Raw genomic sequence first — 14,530 nt, 5'->3', positions numbered from 1 at the left:
GCGGTCTGTCGCCAGGCCGCTTGAGACCCGCCCTCAGGCAAACCAGCTGCGCACCAGCTCCGGCGTCGGCACGGAACCGAAGTGGATGATGCGACCATCCAGCCCCACCCCCGGGGTCTTCATCACCCCGGCCAGGGCGATGCTCTTCATGTCGGTGACCTTCTCCAGGGCAATCTCCTCGCCCTGCTCGGCGGCCGCCTGGGCGATGAGCTCGGCGGTCTTCACGCAGTTGCTGCAACCCGAGCCATAGACTTTGAACTGTTTCATATCTTCTCCTTGTTGGATTTAACCCACGGCGTTCAACAGCCAGCCCACCAGGGTGAAGGCCACCAGTATGTAGGCCAGCAACCAGGCCAGCAGACGCCACTGCATGACCTGTTTCAACATCACGAATTCCGGAATGCTCACCGCCACCGTGCTCATACACAGCGCCAGGGTGGTGCCCAAGGGCAATCCCTTGGCCAGCAGGCTCTCCATCACCGGGATCACCCCGGTGGCGTTGGCATACAGGCCCGACCCCAGGGCCACGGCGGCGGGCACCGACCACCACTGGCCACCGCCCAGATGACGGTGGAAGAAATCCGCCGGCAGGTAGCCGTGCAACCCGGCCCCCAGGGCTACCCCCAGCAGCACCCAGGGCCAGACCCGCAGGAAGATGCTGAGGGTCTCCTGCTTGGCAAAGCCGTGGCGCTCCCGCCAGCTGAGTCGGATGGCACCCCGCTCCGCCTGGGCCGCCACCGGTGCGGCCAGCACCTCCTGCACCAGGGGCTGCAGCCAGCGCTGCGCGCCGATCAGATCCATCATGGCGCCCCCCAGCATGCCGGCCAGCAGACCCACCACCACATAGGTCAGGGTCAGCTGCCAGCCGATGAGGCCCCACAGCAGCACCACCGCCACCTCGTTGATCAGCGGCGAGGTGATGAGGAAGGCCATGGTCACCCCCACCGGGATGCGGGCATAGGTGAAGCCGAGGAACAGCGGGATGCTGGAGCAGGAGCAAAACGGCGTGATGGCGCCGAACAGGCTGGCCAGGCCGTAACCCAGCAGACGATGGCGCCGCGCCAGGGCATCCCGCACCCGCTCCACGTCCAGCCCGGCCCGCAGCCAGGCGATGACGTAAATCATCACCAGCAGCAGCACCAGTATCTTGCTGACATCCTCGACGAAGAAATGCAGCGCCTGGCCCAGCCGGCTGGCGGGGTCCAGCCCCAGGCCGCCGTAGACCAGCCAATCCGCCAACCAGGTAAACAGCAATAAGGGATTCATGATCGCCTCTGATAATTAGGATTGTTGTGCCAACCACTGGCAATGCACCGGCAGGCTCAGGGCCTTGGGCCGCAGCGCCTTGACCGCCGCCACCGCCTCGGCCTCGGGCCAACCCAGGGCCAGCAGCAGACGGGCGGCGATGAGACCGGTACGGCCGCTGCCGCCCCGGCAGTGCAGCGCCAGCTTGCCGCCCCGCTGCAACAAATCAACGATGGCCTGCCCCTGGGTCGCCCAGGCCGAATCAAAGGCCGCCTCGGGAGCATGGTCGTCCTCGATGGGCAAGTGGAACCAAGTCAGCCCCAGGGCCTGCACCTGATGGCCCAGCTCCCCGACCCCGTGCAGCACCAGCTCATCGGGCTCCATCAGGGTCAGCACCGCCTCGGCGCCCCAGTCCTTGACCTGCTGCAGCGCCTCGGCCAGTGACAACGACAGGGTGCCCGGACAGGGCATCAGCCCCAGGGCGCCACCCTGGGTCAACGGCAGTTCAAACAAGGGATGGGAGGAGGACGACATATCAAGATTCCTGTTGTGGGGGAAACCAGTGACGGGTGCGATTGGCCAGAGCCACCAGGGAGAGCATGACCGGCACCTCCACCAGCACCCCGACCACGGTGGCCAGCGCGGCCCCCGAATGCAGACCGAACAAGGAGATGGCCACCGCCACCGCCAGTTCGAAGAAGTTGGAGGTGCCGATGAGGCAGGCCGGTGCGGCTATGGGATGGGGCAGCCGCAGCCAGCGGGCGGCGCCGTAGGCCAGGGCGAAGATGCCGTAGGACTGGATGATCAGGGGCACGGCGATCAGGGCTATGGCCAGGGGATTGTCCAGTATGACCCCGGCCTGGAAGCCAAACAGCAGCACCACGGTCGCCAGCAGCCCGACCATGGACCAAGGCTTGAGCCGCGCCACCCAGTGGGCCACCGCCACCGTCCCGCCCCGGACCAGCAGATGGCGGCGGGTCAGGATCCCTGCCACCAGGGGCAGCACCACATACAGCAGGGTGGACAGCAACAGGGTCTGCCAGGGCACCTGCAGATCCGTCACCCCCAGCAGCAGGCCGGCGATGGGGGCAAAGGCCACCACCATGATGAGGTCGTTGATGGCCACCTGTACCAGGGTGTAGTTGGGATCGCCACGGGTGAGCTGGCTCCAGACAAACACCATGGCGGTACAGGGGGCCCCCCCCAGCAAGATCATGCCGGCGATGTACTGTTCGGCACTCTGGGCATCCACCCAGGGGGCGAACAGGTAGCGGAAGAACAGCCAGCCCAGCAGGGCCATGGTGAAGGGCTTGATCAGCCAGTTCACCACCAGGGTCAGCAGCAGCCCCTTGGGCCGCCGCCCCACCGCTTTGATGGCGGAGAATTCGATCTGCACCATCATGGGATAGATCATCAGCCAGATGAGCAGGGCCACCACCAGGTTGACGTGGGCCCACTCCAGGGCCGCCACCCCGGCAAACAGATCAGGCAAATAGCTGCCCAGCAGCACGCCGGCTCCCATGGCCAGGGCCACCCAGAGGCTCAGGCCCCGTTCAAACACCCCCAATGGACTGCTCATGCCGACTCCTTGCTCAGGTTAGCCAGACCGCAGACTCCGTCCCGGGAGGGGCGGTTCTGCATGGCGGCCAGCCGGCGGAGATCGCCATGCTGGGGGCCGGGCAGCGCCTGGGCCGCCAGGCGCAAGACACTGTCGGCCCAGCTGGGCAGGCTGTCGTCCAGCCGATAGAAGATCCACTGCCCCTGGCGCCGATCCTGCACCAGGCCGGCATGGCGCAGCTGCTTGAGGTGGCGGGAGATCTTGGGCTGCAGATCGTCCAGCGCCTCGGTCAGCTCGCAGACGCACAGCTCCCCCTCCTGCAACAACAGCAGCATCAGGCGCAGCCGGGTCTCATCCGCCAGGGCGCGAAACAGCTCGGCGGGGGCCAGCTCCCGGCTGCTGGGCAGGGGATCGTCCCCCACCACCTGCAGGAACAGCTCGATGCGGCTGCGGATGGCCTGCAGGCAGTCGGCAAAGGGCGCCTCGCCGGCCTCGGCCTTGGGATCCGGCAGGTTCCAGTGCAGCACCCGCCCCTTGTGGGGGATCTGCTGGCACTCCTGGCTCGCCTTGTCACACAGGGAGATGACGAAATCAAACCGCTGATCGGACACCGCATCCAGCCCCTTGCTCATGAGCCCCTCGGCGGGAATGCCAGCCTGGCGCAGCACAACCAGGGCCCGGGGATCCACCGACTCCGGCCGGCTGCCGGCGCTGTACACCGCAAAACGGTCGCCGGCCAGCTGACGCAGCAGTGCCTCGGCCAGGATGGAACGGGCCGAGTTGGCGGTACAGAGGAACAGCACACGGGATTGACTCATGACACCTCCAAATTTATATATACGAATTAGCATATATATAAGACAAAAAAATGACCAGTCGAAACTGGTCATCTTGCTCAGGCGGGCTGTGCCGCCTCAGGACTAGGCCAGCGCACCTGGGAGAGCAGCATGCCCCCCAGCATCAGGCCGCAGCCGATCCAGGCCCGCAGGGACAGGCTCTCGTCCAGCAGCCAGACCCCGCCGATGGCGGCAAACACCGCCTCCAGGCTGAGCAGTATGGCGGCATGGGCCGGGTTGGCCTTCTGCTGCCCCACCACCTGCAGGGTATAGGCCACCCCCACGCTCACCAGCCCAGCGTACAGCAGCGGCAGCCAACCCCCCTGGATGCCCGCCAGGGTCGGCGTCTCGATCACAAACGAGACCCCCATACTCAGCAGGCCGCAGAACAGGAACTGGCTGGCCGCCAGACGCAGGGCGTTGACCTTGCCGCTGTAATGGTCGATCACCAGAATGTGCATGGCCCAGAACAGGGCGCCGATAAACTGCAGCAGATCGCCAAACGACATGCTGAAGTCATCGTTGATGCTCAGCAGGTAGAGCCCCACCACCGCCAGCACGGCGCCGATCCAGGTGGTGATGCCGGTGGTGTGCCTGAGCAGCAGGCCGAAGATGGGCACCAGAATGAGATAGAGCCCAGTGATGAAGCCGGCCTTGGCCGCCGTGGTGTATTGCAGGCCCACCTGCTGCAAGGTGGCGGCGATAAACAGCATGCTGCCGGCGACGATCCCGGCCTTGAGCAAGGGGCCTTGTGCCACCTGGACCTTGCCGCGACGGGCGAAGAACCAGATGAGCGGCAGCAGGGAAAGGCTGCCCAGCAGGAAGCGCAGGCCATTGAAGGCAAAGGGTTCCAGGAAGTTCATCCCCAGACGCTGGGCGACGAAACCGAAGCCCCAGATGGCGGCGGCGGACAACAACATCAGATTGGCTGGCATGACGACTCTTAGACGACAATGAGGCAAGGACCGCCATTATAGCCAGTTTTTTAGCCAGACCCAGCAGATCCGTCGCTGGAGACCGGTGCCGGGATCCGGTATAACCGCGCCCCAGGCACCGGCACAATTCAGACAGGGCAAGATGCACAAACGACACTGGGATATCTTCTGCACCGTGGTGGACAACTACGGCGACATCGGCGTCACCTGGCGGCTGGCCCGCCAGCTGGTGGCGGAGTTCGCCCAGCCCATCCGCCTTTGGGTGGACGATCTGGCCAGCTTCGCCAGCCTCTGCCCGGATCTGGATCCGGCCCTGGCCACTCAGACTCGTGACGGGGTGTCGATCTGTCGCTGGGATCCTGACTTCGATCCTACTTGGCAACCCGGCGCCCTGGTGATCGAGGCCTTCGCCTGCCAGCTGCCCGACGCGGCCCTCAGGGCCATGGCCCAGGCCAGTCCCCGCCCCCTGTGGCTCAATCTCGAATACCTGAGTGCCGAGGCGTGGATCGACGACTGCCACAGCCTGCCCTCGCTGCAAAGCAATGGCCTGGCCAAGCATTTCTTCTTTCCCGGCTTCAGCCCCCGCAGCGGTGGCCTCTTGTGTGAAGGATCACTTAGCGCCCAGCGCCAGGCCTGGCAGGCGGATCCGGCCCAGCGTCAGGCGCTGTTTGCCCAGCTGGGCGTCCCCCCCCAACCGGCGCACTGCCGCTACATAAGCCTGTTCACCTACGAGACCCAAGCCCTGCCCGGCCTGCTACAGGCCTGGGCCGACGGCCAGGATCCCGTCTGCCTGCTGGTGCCGGAAGGTCGGGTGCTGGCCAGCCTGCAACCCTGGCTGGGTCAGGCGCTACCGGCCGGCGCCCAAGCCCGCCGCGGCAACCTACAGCTGGTGGGCCTGCCCATGACGGATCAGGCCGGTTACGACCGTCTGCTGTGGTCCTGCGATCTCAACCTGGTGCGGGGCGAAGACTCCTTCCTGCGGGCCCAATGGGCCGCCCGCCCCTTCCTCTGGCACATCTACCAGCAAGAAGACGACATCCACCTGGAGAAGCTGCAGGCCTTCATGGCGCGCTATGCTAGCGGGTTAAGTGCCGAAGCCCGCCAGGCCCTGCTGGATTTTCATCTGGCCTATGACAGAGGCGAGGCCGAGCAGATGGCCATTCAGTGGCCGCAATGGTGCCACCACAGCGCCGAATACCTGAGCTGGGCACGGCGCTGGCCGGAGCAGGTGCTATCTGGAGGAGATTTAGCCAGCCGTCTGGTGCAATGGGTGGAAAACCGGCTAGAATACGGCGTTTAATCATACCTCTCTGTTCAAACAGGAAACTGATCCAATGAAAACCGCACAGGAACTCCGCGCCGGCAACGTAGTGATGATCGGCAACGACCCCATGGTCGTTCTGAAGACCGAATTCAACAAATCCGGCCGTAACGCCGCCGTGGTGAAGATGAAGCTGAAGAACCTGCTCTCCGGCGCCGGTACCGAAACCGTGTACAAGGCCGATGAGAAGATGGAAGTCGTGCAGCTGGAGCGCAAGGAGTGCACCTTCTCCTACTTCGCCGACCCCATGTATGTCTTCATGGATACCGAGTACAACCAGTACGACGTGGAAAAGGAAAACCTGGGCGACCTGCTGGACTATCTGATCGACGGCATGGAAGACATCTGTGAAGTGACCTTCTACAACGACAAGGCCATCTCCGTCGAACTGCCCATCACCATAGTGCGTGAAGTGGAATACACTGAGCCGTCCGTCCGTGGCGACACCTCCGGCAAGGTGATGAAGCCGGCCCGTCTGGTTGGCACCGGCGCCACCATCTCAGTGGCCGACTTCGTCAAGATCGGCGACAAGATCGAAATCGACACCCGTACCGGCGAATTCAAGCGTCGCGTCTAGTCCGCGATGGCCGTGACCCGGTATATAAAGAAGGAGCCCTCGTGGCTCCTTTTTGTTATCCCTCTCCCCCTCAATCCGGCTTTGGCTAGACTGAAGCCCCCAAGTCCTTAGGAGAAAGCAACCATGGCGCAGATCCATCTGCTGGTGGGATCCACCCTGGGTGCCGCCGAATACCTGGCGGATCACCTGGCCGATCGCCTGAATGCGGCCGGTCACCAGACCCGGATCCACAACCCCGCCAGCCTGGCCGAGCTGGGGGATACCGCCGGTCAGCTGTTGCTGGCGGTAACCGCCACCCACGGCGCCGGCGAGATCCCCGACAACCTGAAGCCCTTCGCCCAGGAACTGGCGCTCAAGCAGCCCAACCTGGGTCGCAGTCACTACGCCGTGGTGGCCCTGGGTGACAGCAACTACGACACCTTCTGTGCCGCCGGCCACCAGATGCAGGCCCTGCTGGAAGGCTGCGGCGCCCAGCCCCTGGGCACGCCCTGCCTCATCGATGTCACCGCCCAGGATCTGCCGGAGGATGCCGCCGACCTCTGGCTGGAGACCTGGTTACCCCTGCTAAGCCAGCTCTGATCCCGCCGATCCACCGTGGTGGGCCGTCTCCCCCGCCACGGTTTGCACACAGGCTTGCCCCCTTGACACCCAGCCCATCCACAGGAAAGATCCAGCTTTATTGTCATTGTGGATAAGATCCTGAGTATCTTCTGTTGATCCCCTGATTATCCTTTGATCAATCCGTAGACCCACCTGGGGCTGTGCATAAAAGGCGATCTTGTCCAGAGGATCCCGCCGGCAGGATCCCGGGTAGATCACAGGCAATGATCTAATCCAAGATCTTGTTTTCAAGGAAGAAAAGTTCAATATCCACACAAGTGGCGGATCCTAATAAAAGATCCAATAAGAGATCGATCTAAGGATCCTTATATAACTAGCCGGGATCCTGATGCCGGCTTAAGTACAAACTCGTCGTTTATCCGCACCGCCTAACCGGATAGAATGATCCGCCTTTTTCCAGGCGGAAGATCCTGACCAGCCAATCGAGGTGATCCTTATGCAATATCACGAGCAGTTTGACGTGATCGTCGTGGGCGGTGGCCATGCCGGTACCGAAGCGGCGGGTGCCGCGGCCCGCATGGGCATGAAGACCCTGCTGCTAACCCATAACGTGGATACGCTAGGGCAGATGTCCTGCAATCCGGCCATCGGCGGCATTGGCAAGGGTCACCTGGTCAAGGAGGTGGATGCCCTGGGCGGCATCATGGCCGAAGCCATCGATCATGCCGGGATCCAGTTCCGCACCCTCAACTCCTCCAAGGGCCCGGCGGTGCGAGCCACTCGCGCCCAGGCGGATCGTCTGCTCTACAAGCAGGAGATCCGGCACCGGCTGGAAAACCAGCCTAACCTGCAGATCTTCCAGCAGGCCTGCGAGGATCTGATCCTGGACGGCGACACAGTCGTGGGGGTCGTCACCCAGGCCGGGATCCGCATCCTGGGCAAAACCGTGGTGCTGACCGCCGGTACCTTCCTGAACGGCCTGATCCACATCGGCATGGCGCACTATGATGGTGGCCGCGCCGGGGATCCCGCGTCTATCGGCCTGGGCCAGCGCCTGCGGGAGCTGCCGTTGCGGGTGGGACGCCTGAAGACGGGCACACCGCCGCGCATCGATGCTCGTTCGGTGGACTTCTCCGTGTTGCAGACCCAGCCCGGTGACGATCCCGTCCCCGTGTTCTCCTTCCTGGGCAAGCCACAGCAGCATCCCCGCCAGGTGCCCTGCTACATCACCCACACCAACGAGCGCACCCATGAGGTGATCCGGCAGAACCTGCATCGCAGCCCCATGTATGCCGGGGTGATCGAGGGCATTGGTCCCCGTTACTGCCCCTCCATCGAAGACAAGGTGATGCGCTTCGCCGACAAGAACGCCCACCAGATCTTCATCGAGCCAGAGAGCCTCAGCTCCCACGAGCTCTACCCCAATGGCGTCTCCACCAGCCTGCCGTTCGACGTGCAGGTGCAGATCGTGCGCTCCATGCTGGGCTTCGAGCAGGCCCACATAGTGCGGCCGGGCTACGCCATCGAATACGACTACTTCGATCCCCGGGATCTCAAGGCCAACATGGAGAACAAGTGTTTGAAAAACTTGTTCTTTGCCGGGCAGATCAACGGCACCACAGGTTACGAGGAGGCGGCGGCCCAGGGTCTGCTGGCCGGGATCAACGCCGCTCTGCGGGCCCAGGACAAGGATCCTTGGGCGCCGCGCCGGGATCAGGCCTATCTCGGTGTCCTGATGGATGATCTCTCCACCCTGGGCACCAAGGAGCCGTACCGCATGTTCACCAGCCGGGCGGAATACCGCCTGTTGCTGCGGGAGGACAACGCGGATCTGCGCCTGACCCCTGTGGGTCGTGAACTGGGTCTGGTGGACGATATCCGCTGGGCGGCCTTCAACGACAAGCTGGAGCAGATCGAGCGGGAACGGCAGCGGCTGCGGGAGACCTGGGTAAACCTCAACCATCCGTCCCTGGCGACCCTCAACGGTCTGCTCAAGGCACCCATCAATCGGGAACACAACCTGGAAGAGCTGCTGCGTCGCCCCGAGGTAACCTACCCGGCCCTGATGGCGGTGGACGGCCTGGGCCCCTGCGTGGCCAACCCCCAGGCTGCCGAGCAGGTGGAGATCCAGGTGAAATACGCCGGCTACATAGATCGTCAGCAGGATGAGATCGACAAGCAGCTGCGCAACGAGAACACCCTGCTGCCGCTGGATCTGGATTATGCCGAGGTGCCGGGCCTCTCCAACGAGGTGAAGGCCAAACTCAACGACGCCAAGCCCCAGACCATAGGTCAGGCGGCGAGGATCCCGGGGATCACCCCGGCGGCCATCTCGATCCTGCTGGTGCACCTGAAGAAGCGTGGCCTGCTGCGCAAGAGCGCCTGAGGTGAGCATGCTGGCACAACGTCTCGATGCCTTGCTGGCCCAGACCAGCCTGGTGGTGTCCGATCCACAGAAGCAACAGCTGCTGCAGCTCGTCGGGTTGCTGCACAAGTGGAACAAGGCTTACAATCTGACCTCGGTGCGCGAACCAGATGACATGCTGGTCAAGCACATTCTCGACAGCCTGGTGGTGAGTCCCTGGTTGCAGGGCAGCCGGTTTATCGATGTGGGCACGGGACCGGGACTCCCCGGTCTGCCCCTGGCCATCCTCAATCCGGACAAGCAGTTTGTCCTGCTGGACAGCCTGGGCAAGCGGATCCGCTTCATCCGCCAGGTCATCCATGAGCTGGGGCTGACCAATGTCACCCCGGTGCAGTCTCGGGTAGAGGACTATCAGCCAGAACAGGGTTTCGATGGGGTTCTGAGCCGGGCGTTTGCCTCCTTGCTGGACATGCTGGCCTGGTGCCATCACCTGCCTTCGGTCGAGGGGCGCTTCCTGGCCCTCAAGGGGGTCTGTCCCGACGAGGAGCTGACCTGCCTGCCAGCCGGTTTGACTCTGCAGGCTGTCCAGCCGCTGCAGGTGCCGGAGCTGGGTGCCGAACGCCATCTGATTATCATCAAACGACAGTAATTTGCAGGGGATGCCGTGGGACGAGTCATTGCCATAGCCAACCAGAAGGGCGGGGTGGGGAAAACCACCACCTGCGTCAACCTGGCCGCCTCCATGGCCGCCACCCGGCGCAAGGTGCTGGTGATCGATCTGGATCCCCAGGGCAATGCCACCATGGCCAGCGGGGTGGACAAGTACGAGGTACCGAGAACCGCCTACGAGCTGTTGGTGGACGAGGTGCCCTTTGCCCAGGTGGTGGTCACGGCCACCAGCGGCGGCTATGACCTTATCGCCGCCAACTCCGACGTCACGGCGGCCGAGATCCGCCTGATGGAGGTCTTCGCCCGGGAGAGCCGGCTGCGCACCGCCCTGGCCGGGGTGCGGGAGCTGTACGATTACGTCTTCATCGATTGTCCGCCGTCGTTGAACCTGCTGACGGTCAATGCCATGTCGGCGGCCGATTCCGTGCTGGTGCCCATGCAGTGCGAGTATTTCGCCCTGGAGGGGCTCACCGCCCTGGTGGACACCATCAGCAAGCTGGCGGCCGTGGTCAATCCGGCCCTGTGCATCGAGGGCATCCTCAGAACCATGTACGATCACCGTAATCGACTGGCCAATGAGGTGTCCGATCAGCTGAAACAGCATTTTGGGGACAAGGTGTATCGCACCATCATCCCCCGTAACGTGCGGCTCGCCGAGGCCCCCAGCTTTGGCGCACCGGCCATGTATTACGACAAGAGTTCCCTGGGAGCCAAGGCCTACCTGGCGTTGGCCGGCGAAATCCTCAGACGGGAAGAACAACTGGCCACGCCGGCCTGAGAGCACTATGACACCAGCCAAGAAACGCGGATTGGGCAAGGGCCTGGATGCCCTGTTGGGCACCAGCCAGGCGGCCCGCCACAAGCAGCTTATCGATGACATCAAGACCGACCAGGTGCGTGAGCGCAGCGAGTCGACCCAGGGTGAGTTGCGACGCCTGCCGGTGGCCTGGCTCAAGCCGGGCAAGTACCAGCCGCGCAAGGACATGTCCCAGGAGGCGCTGGAGGATCTGGCCAACTCGATCCGGGCCCAGGGGGTGATCCAGCCCATCGTCGTGCGGCCCCTGGGGGAGCAGCAGTACGAGATCATCGCCGGCGAGCGGCGCTGGCGGGCCTGCCAGCTGGTGCGCCTCACCGAGGTGCCCTGCCTGGTGAAGGACGTGCCGGATGAGGCGGCGGTGGCCATCGCCCTCATCGAGAACATACAGCGTGAAGATCTCAACGCCATCGAAGAGGCGGTGGCCCTGCAGCGCCTGCTGGAGGAATTCGGCCTGACCCATCAGGCCCTGGCCGAGGCGGTGGGCAAGTCCCGCAGTGCCGTCTCCAACCTGCTGCGCCTCAATCAGCTCAACGACGACGTCAAACGCCTGGTGGAGCATGGCGATCTGGAGATGGGGCATGCCCGTGCCCTGTTGGCGCTGGAGGGCGAACAGCAGTCCGAACTGGCCCGGAATGTGGTGCAGAAGGGACTGACGGTGCGGGAAACCGAGAAATGGGTGAAAAAGGCCCAACAGCCCAAATCGGAAAAACCGCAGCCAGCGCCGGATCCCCGTAGTCAGGATTGGCAACAGCTGGCCAGCCAGCGCCTGGGCGTCGGTGTGCAGTGGCAGCATCATCAGGCCGGGCGCGGCAAGGTGGTGTTGAGTTATCAGAATGCCGACGAGCTCAACCGCCTGTTGAAGAATCTCGGGCTAGAATTGTGAGAAAGAGAAACCAGATTGCTAGTCAATCTGGTTTTTTTTCAAGTATGGTTTTTTAAGCAGAGCTGGGCTATTGTGTCCCGAGTCACAAAAATACTTTGTTTGATAAATAGTTACGGTTATCACAAATTGCAACGATTGTGATAAATGTGACGGTGACAAGGTTAAATTTGTGTTAAAAAGGACGCCCTTTTTTACCTCGACCGGATTGGAGAAGCGGGTGGATCAGAATCGCCAAATGAGTGTTCAAGCACTTGCCTGGATTATTTTGATTTATCAGCTTGTCCTGATCGTGGTCTGCTCCCTCGCCTGGTACCTGGGCAAGGGGGGGGCCGCGGCTTATTCCTCCCTGATTGGGGGGGGAATATACTGGGTGCCACAAATGCTGTTCAGCTGGATCGGTACCTCCAGAAAATCGGAGGAATTGAACGTTGGACTGGTGTTGTGGGACGTCTATTGCGGAGCCGGGATCAAGCTGGTGGCAACACTGGCATTGTTCTTGATTGCCTTTAAGTGGCTGGCGGTGGTGCATCTGCCGCTGTTTGTCACCTACGGGGTTCTCTTGTGCTCCCAATGGATTATTTCGTTAACACTCAACAACCGTTACTAGGAAAACTCATGGCTGCAACAGGAGAAATGCTTACTCCTCAGGAGTATATCTCCCACCACCTCCATCACTGGCAGGCTGGATCGGGCTTCTGGGCGGTAAATATCGACTCCATGATCTTTTCTGTGGGTTTGGGTCTGCTCTTCCTCTGGATCTTCCGCTCCGTGGCCGTCAAGGCCAGCAGCGGCGTGCCAGGCAAGCTGCAGTGCTTCGTTGAGATGGTCGTGTTGTTCGTGGATGACTCCGTGCGCGGTATCTTCCACGGCAAGAGCAAGCTGATTGCGCCCCTGGCGCTCACCATTTTCGTCTGGGTTCTCCTGATGAACATGATGGACTTGCTGCCCATCGACTATCTGCCCCAATTGGCACAGCTGATTGCTGGGGATCATGCCCAGAAATTGCGAGTCGTTCCTTCCGCTGATGTGAATATCACCCTGTCCATGGCGTTTGGTGTCTTCTTCTTGATCCTGTTCTACAGCATCAAGATGAAGGGGGTCTCCGGCTTCATCAAGGAGCTGACCCTGCAACCTTTCAACCATTGGGCGTTTGTGCCAATCAACCTGATACTTGAGTCCGTTACCCTGATCGCCAAGCCCATCTCCCTGGGCCTGCGGTTGTTCGGCAACATGTACGCCGGTGAGATGATCTTCATCCTCATCGCCGCCATGCTGCCCTGGTGGTCTCAATGGTTCCTCAATGTGCCTTGGGCCATCTTCCACATCCTGATCGTGACGCTGCAGGCGTTCATCTTCATGGTGTTGACGATTGTGTACATGTCGATGGCCAGTGAAGAACACTGATTTTTTCACATTAACCCTTGTTGTATTTATTTAATTAAATTCGGAGAGAAATCATGGAGATGCTGTTTATTGCTGCTGGTCTGATGATGGGTTTGGCTGCTATCGGTGCCGCCATCGGTATCGGTGTGCTGGGTGGTAAGTTCCTGGAAGGCGCTGCCCGTCAACCCGACCTGCTGCCCCTGCTGCGTACCCAATTCTTCATCGTCATGGGTCTGGTGGACGCTATCCCGATGATCGCCGTGGGTCTGGGCATGTACGTGATGTTTGCCGTGGCCTAAGCGCCACTCCATCCCGACCTACGTTTAACCATCAAAGAGGAAGAGTGCTGTGGATATCAATATGACCATCCTCGGCCAGACGATTGCCTTCATTCTCTTTGTCTGGTTCTGCATGAAGTTCGTATGGCCGCCCCTGATGGCCGCCATCGAAAAGCGTCAGAAAGAGATAGCTGACGGTCTGGCTTCAGCAGAACGGGCCAAGAAAGATCTGGAGTTGGCGCAAAACAACTCCATGGATCAAATCAAAGAGGCGAAGCGTCAGGCGACCGAGATCATTGAGCAGGCGAACAAGCGCCGGTCTCAAATCATGGATGAAGCCACTCAAGACGCCATGGCTGAGCGGGAGAAGATCCTGGCCCAGGCTCGCGCCGAAATTGAAGCTGAGCGCAATCGCGCCAAAGAGGAACTGCGTAAGCAGGTGGCGGCCCTGGCCGTTGCCGGTGCCGAGAAGATCCTCGAACGTCAAATCGATCAGGCCGCCAACAGCGAGCTGGTCGATAAACTGATTGCAGACCTGTAAGGGGGCCCGGGGCTATGTCTGAACTGACAACCATCGCTCGCCCCTATGCCAAGGCTGCGTTCGAGTATGCCGTTGAACAGCACGCCGTCGATAACTGGCTGGCCATGATCACCTTTGCTGCCGAAGTCTCCACGAACGAGGTCATGCAATCGCTGGTCAACAGCCCGGCGGCCGGCCCCAAGCTGGCTGAACTTTTCATCCAGATTTGTGGCGAGCAACTCAACGAGCAAGGTCAGAACTTTATCAAGGTGATGGCCGAAAACGGACGATTGAGTGTGTTGCCTGCCGTATTGGCGGAGTTTGTGGCATTGAAGTCCGAGTGGGAAAAACAACTCGAGGCGTATGTCCGCTCGGCCAGTGCGTTGAGTCAGGCAGAACAGGAGAAGATCCGCACCTCACTGGAGCAGCGTTACGGCTGTACCGTGAAGCTGCACTGCAGCGTCGATCCGACGCTGATCGCGGGTCTGGTCATCAAGGCCGGTGACGAAGTCATCGACGCCACTGTTCGTAGCAAACTCAACCGCTTGGCGGAAGCATTGCAATCTTGATTGGGGATTAGAG

18 protein-coding genes are annotated in these 14,530 nt (G+C 61.7%); 12 read left to right on the top strand and 6 right to left on the bottom strand.

The window, feature by feature from the left end:
- Nucleotides 1-33 precede the first annotated feature (33 nt).
- From ABHF91_RS17140 to ABHF91_RS17115, 6 genes are all read right to left on the bottom strand, one after another.
- Nucleotides 34-267 (bottom strand): thioredoxin family protein, encoded by a 234-nt coding sequence (locus ABHF91_RS17140; protein ID WP_409421438.1) that lies wholly within the window; start codon nucleotides 265-267, stop codon nucleotides 34-36.
- An 18-nt stretch (nucleotides 268-285) separates the two neighbouring features.
- Nucleotides 286-1,266, bottom strand: a complete 981-nt coding sequence (locus ABHF91_RS17135; protein WP_409421437.1) for a permease — start codon at nucleotides 1,264-1,266, stop codon at nucleotides 286-288.
- A 15-nt stretch (nucleotides 1,267-1,281) separates the two neighbouring features.
- On the bottom strand, nucleotides 1,282-1,779 hold the full coding sequence (locus ABHF91_RS17130; RefSeq protein ID WP_409421436.1) for a tyrosine-protein phosphatase: 498 nt from the start codon (nucleotides 1,777-1,779) through the stop codon (nucleotides 1,282-1,284).
- A 1-nt stretch (nucleotide 1,780) separates the two neighbouring features.
- Entirely contained in the window at nucleotides 1,781-2,824 is a 1,044-nt protein-coding gene (gene arsB, locus ABHF91_RS17125; RefSeq protein ID WP_409421435.1) for an ACR3 family arsenite efflux transporter, read from the bottom strand.
- Nucleotides 2,821-3,621 carry a metalloregulator ArsR/SmtB family transcription factor gene (locus ABHF91_RS17120; RefSeq protein ID WP_409421434.1) on the bottom strand — a complete coding sequence of 267 codons (801 nt, stop codon included), beginning with the start codon at nucleotides 3,619-3,621 and terminating at the stop codon, nucleotides 2,821-2,823. Before ABHF91_RS17120 ends, arsB begins: the two co-directional genes overlap by 4 nt.
- Before the next feature lie 77 nt (nucleotides 3,622-3,698).
- On the bottom strand, nucleotides 3,699-4,574 hold the full coding sequence (locus ABHF91_RS17115; RefSeq protein ID WP_409421433.1) for a DMT family transporter: 876 nt from the start codon (nucleotides 4,572-4,574) through the stop codon (nucleotides 3,699-3,701).
- Nucleotides 4,575-4,716: 142 nt separating this feature from the next.
- On the opposite strand from ABHF91_RS17115, the gene earP reads away from it, so the two are divergent.
- The 12 genes from earP (at nucleotide 4,717) to atpH (ending at nucleotide 14,517) form a co-directional block, all read left to right on the top strand.
- Entirely contained in the window at nucleotides 4,717-5,874 is a 1,158-nt protein-coding gene (gene earP, locus ABHF91_RS17110; protein WP_409421432.1) for an elongation factor P maturation arginine rhamnosyltransferase EarP, read from the top strand.
- Between the two features lie 34 nt (nucleotides 5,875-5,908).
- Nucleotides 5,909-6,472, top strand: a complete 564-nt coding sequence (gene efp, locus ABHF91_RS17105) for an elongation factor P (protein WP_409421431.1) — start codon at nucleotides 5,909-5,911, stop codon at nucleotides 6,470-6,472.
- Nucleotides 6,473-6,595: 123 nt separating this feature from the next.
- The gene (gene mioC / locus ABHF91_RS17100; protein WP_409421430.1) at nucleotides 6,596-7,051 is read left to right on the top strand and encodes an FMN-binding protein MioC; all 456 of its coding nucleotides are present in this window, start codon (nucleotides 6,596-6,598) and stop codon (nucleotides 7,049-7,051) included.
- 478 nt (nucleotides 7,052-7,529) lie between these two features.
- Nucleotides 7,530-9,419 carry a tRNA uridine-5-carboxymethylaminomethyl(34) synthesis enzyme MnmG gene (gene mnmG, locus ABHF91_RS17095; protein WP_409421429.1) on the top strand — a complete coding sequence of 630 codons (1,890 nt, stop codon included), beginning with the start codon at nucleotides 7,530-7,532 and terminating at the stop codon, nucleotides 9,417-9,419.
- Nucleotides 9,420-9,426: 7 nt separating this feature from the next.
- Nucleotides 9,427-10,047 (top strand): 16S rRNA (guanine(527)-N(7))-methyltransferase RsmG, encoded by a 621-nt coding sequence (gene rsmG / locus ABHF91_RS17090; protein WP_409421428.1) that lies wholly within the window; start codon nucleotides 9,427-9,429, stop codon nucleotides 10,045-10,047.
- Between the two features lie 15 nt (nucleotides 10,048-10,062).
- The gene (locus ABHF91_RS17085; RefSeq protein WP_409421427.1) at nucleotides 10,063-10,845 is read left to right on the top strand and encodes a ParA family protein; all 783 of its coding nucleotides are present in this window, start codon (nucleotides 10,063-10,065) and stop codon (nucleotides 10,843-10,845) included.
- Nucleotides 10,846-10,852: 7 nt separating this feature from the next.
- Nucleotides 10,853-11,767 (top strand): ParB/RepB/Spo0J family partition protein, encoded by a 915-nt coding sequence (locus tag ABHF91_RS17080; RefSeq protein WP_409421426.1) that lies wholly within the window; start codon nucleotides 10,853-10,855, stop codon nucleotides 11,765-11,767.
- A gap of 217 nt (nucleotides 11,768-11,984) precedes the next feature.
- Nucleotides 11,985-12,374 (top strand): ATP synthase subunit I, encoded by a 390-nt coding sequence (locus ABHF91_RS17075; protein WP_409421425.1) that lies wholly within the window; start codon nucleotides 11,985-11,987, stop codon nucleotides 12,372-12,374.
- A gap of 8 nt (nucleotides 12,375-12,382) precedes the next feature.
- The gene (atpB, locus tag ABHF91_RS17070; RefSeq protein WP_409423148.1) at nucleotides 12,383-13,171 is read left to right on the top strand and encodes a F0F1 ATP synthase subunit A; all 789 of its coding nucleotides are present in this window, start codon (nucleotides 12,383-12,385) and stop codon (nucleotides 13,169-13,171) included.
- Nucleotides 13,172-13,224: 53 nt separating this feature from the next.
- The gene (gene atpE, locus ABHF91_RS17065; protein WP_409421424.1) at nucleotides 13,225-13,449 is read left to right on the top strand and encodes a F0F1 ATP synthase subunit C; all 225 of its coding nucleotides are present in this window, start codon (nucleotides 13,225-13,227) and stop codon (nucleotides 13,447-13,449) included.
- Nucleotides 13,450-13,498: 49 nt separating this feature from the next.
- Nucleotides 13,499-13,969 (top strand): F0F1 ATP synthase subunit B, encoded by a 471-nt coding sequence (gene atpF / locus ABHF91_RS17060; RefSeq protein ID WP_409421423.1) that lies wholly within the window; start codon nucleotides 13,499-13,501, stop codon nucleotides 13,967-13,969.
- A gap of 14 nt (nucleotides 13,970-13,983) precedes the next feature.
- The gene (atpH, locus tag ABHF91_RS17055; protein ID WP_409421422.1) at nucleotides 13,984-14,517 is read left to right on the top strand and encodes a F0F1 ATP synthase subunit delta; all 534 of its coding nucleotides are present in this window, start codon (nucleotides 13,984-13,986) and stop codon (nucleotides 14,515-14,517) included.
- Nucleotides 14,518-14,530 lie beyond the last annotated feature (13 nt).

It is taken from the genome of Pseudaeromonas aegiceratis (assembly GCF_046254905.1).
GTDB lineage: Bacteria > Pseudomonadota > Gammaproteobacteria > Enterobacterales > Aeromonadaceae > Pseudaeromonas > Pseudaeromonas aegiceratis.
This window is presented reverse-complemented; position numbering and strand designations above follow the sequence as displayed.

Coding starts and splice junctions, on each gene's coding strand:
- atpB (WP_409423148.1), top strand. CDS start 12,383: ATGGCTGCAACAGGAGAAATGCTTACTCCTCAGGAGTATATCTCCCAC.
- ABHF91_RS17115 (WP_409421433.1), bottom strand. CDS start 4,574: ATGCCAGCCAATCTGATGTTGTTGTCCGCCGCCGCCATCTGGGGCTTC.
- earP (WP_409421432.1), top strand. CDS start 4,717: ATGCACAAACGACACTGGGATATCTTCTGCACCGTGGTGGACAACTAC.
- ABHF91_RS17120 (WP_409421434.1), bottom strand. CDS start 3,621: ATGAGTCAATCCCGTGTGCTGTTCCTCTGTACCGCCAACTCGGCCCGT.
- arsB (WP_409421435.1), bottom strand. CDS start 2,824: ATGAGCAGTCCATTGGGGGTGTTTGAACGGGGCCTGAGCCTCTGGGTG.
- ABHF91_RS17080 (WP_409421426.1), top strand. CDS start 10,853: ATGACACCAGCCAAGAAACGCGGATTGGGCAAGGGCCTGGATGCCCTG.
- ABHF91_RS17140 (WP_409421438.1), bottom strand. CDS start 267: ATGAAACAGTTCAAAGTCTATGGCTCGGGTTGCAGCAACTGCGTGAAG.
- efp (WP_409421431.1), top strand. CDS start 5,909: ATGAAAACCGCACAGGAACTCCGCGCCGGCAACGTAGTGATGATCGGC.
- mioC (WP_409421430.1), top strand. CDS start 6,596: ATGGCGCAGATCCATCTGCTGGTGGGATCCACCCTGGGTGCCGCCGAA.
- atpH (WP_409421422.1), top strand. CDS start 13,984: ATGTCTGAACTGACAACCATCGCTCGCCCCTATGCCAAGGCTGCGTTC.
- rsmG (WP_409421428.1), top strand. CDS start 9,427: ATGCTGGCACAACGTCTCGATGCCTTGCTGGCCCAGACCAGCCTGGTG.
- ABHF91_RS17135 (WP_409421437.1), bottom strand. CDS start 1,266: ATGAATCCCTTATTGCTGTTTACCTGGTTGGCGGATTGGCTGGTCTAC.
- mnmG (WP_409421429.1), top strand. CDS start 7,530: ATGCAATATCACGAGCAGTTTGACGTGATCGTCGTGGGCGGTGGCCAT.
- atpE (WP_409421424.1), top strand. CDS start 13,225: ATGGAGATGCTGTTTATTGCTGCTGGTCTGATGATGGGTTTGGCTGCT.
- ABHF91_RS17130 (WP_409421436.1), bottom strand. CDS start 1,779: ATGTCGTCCTCCTCCCATCCCTTGTTTGAACTGCCGTTGACCCAGGGT.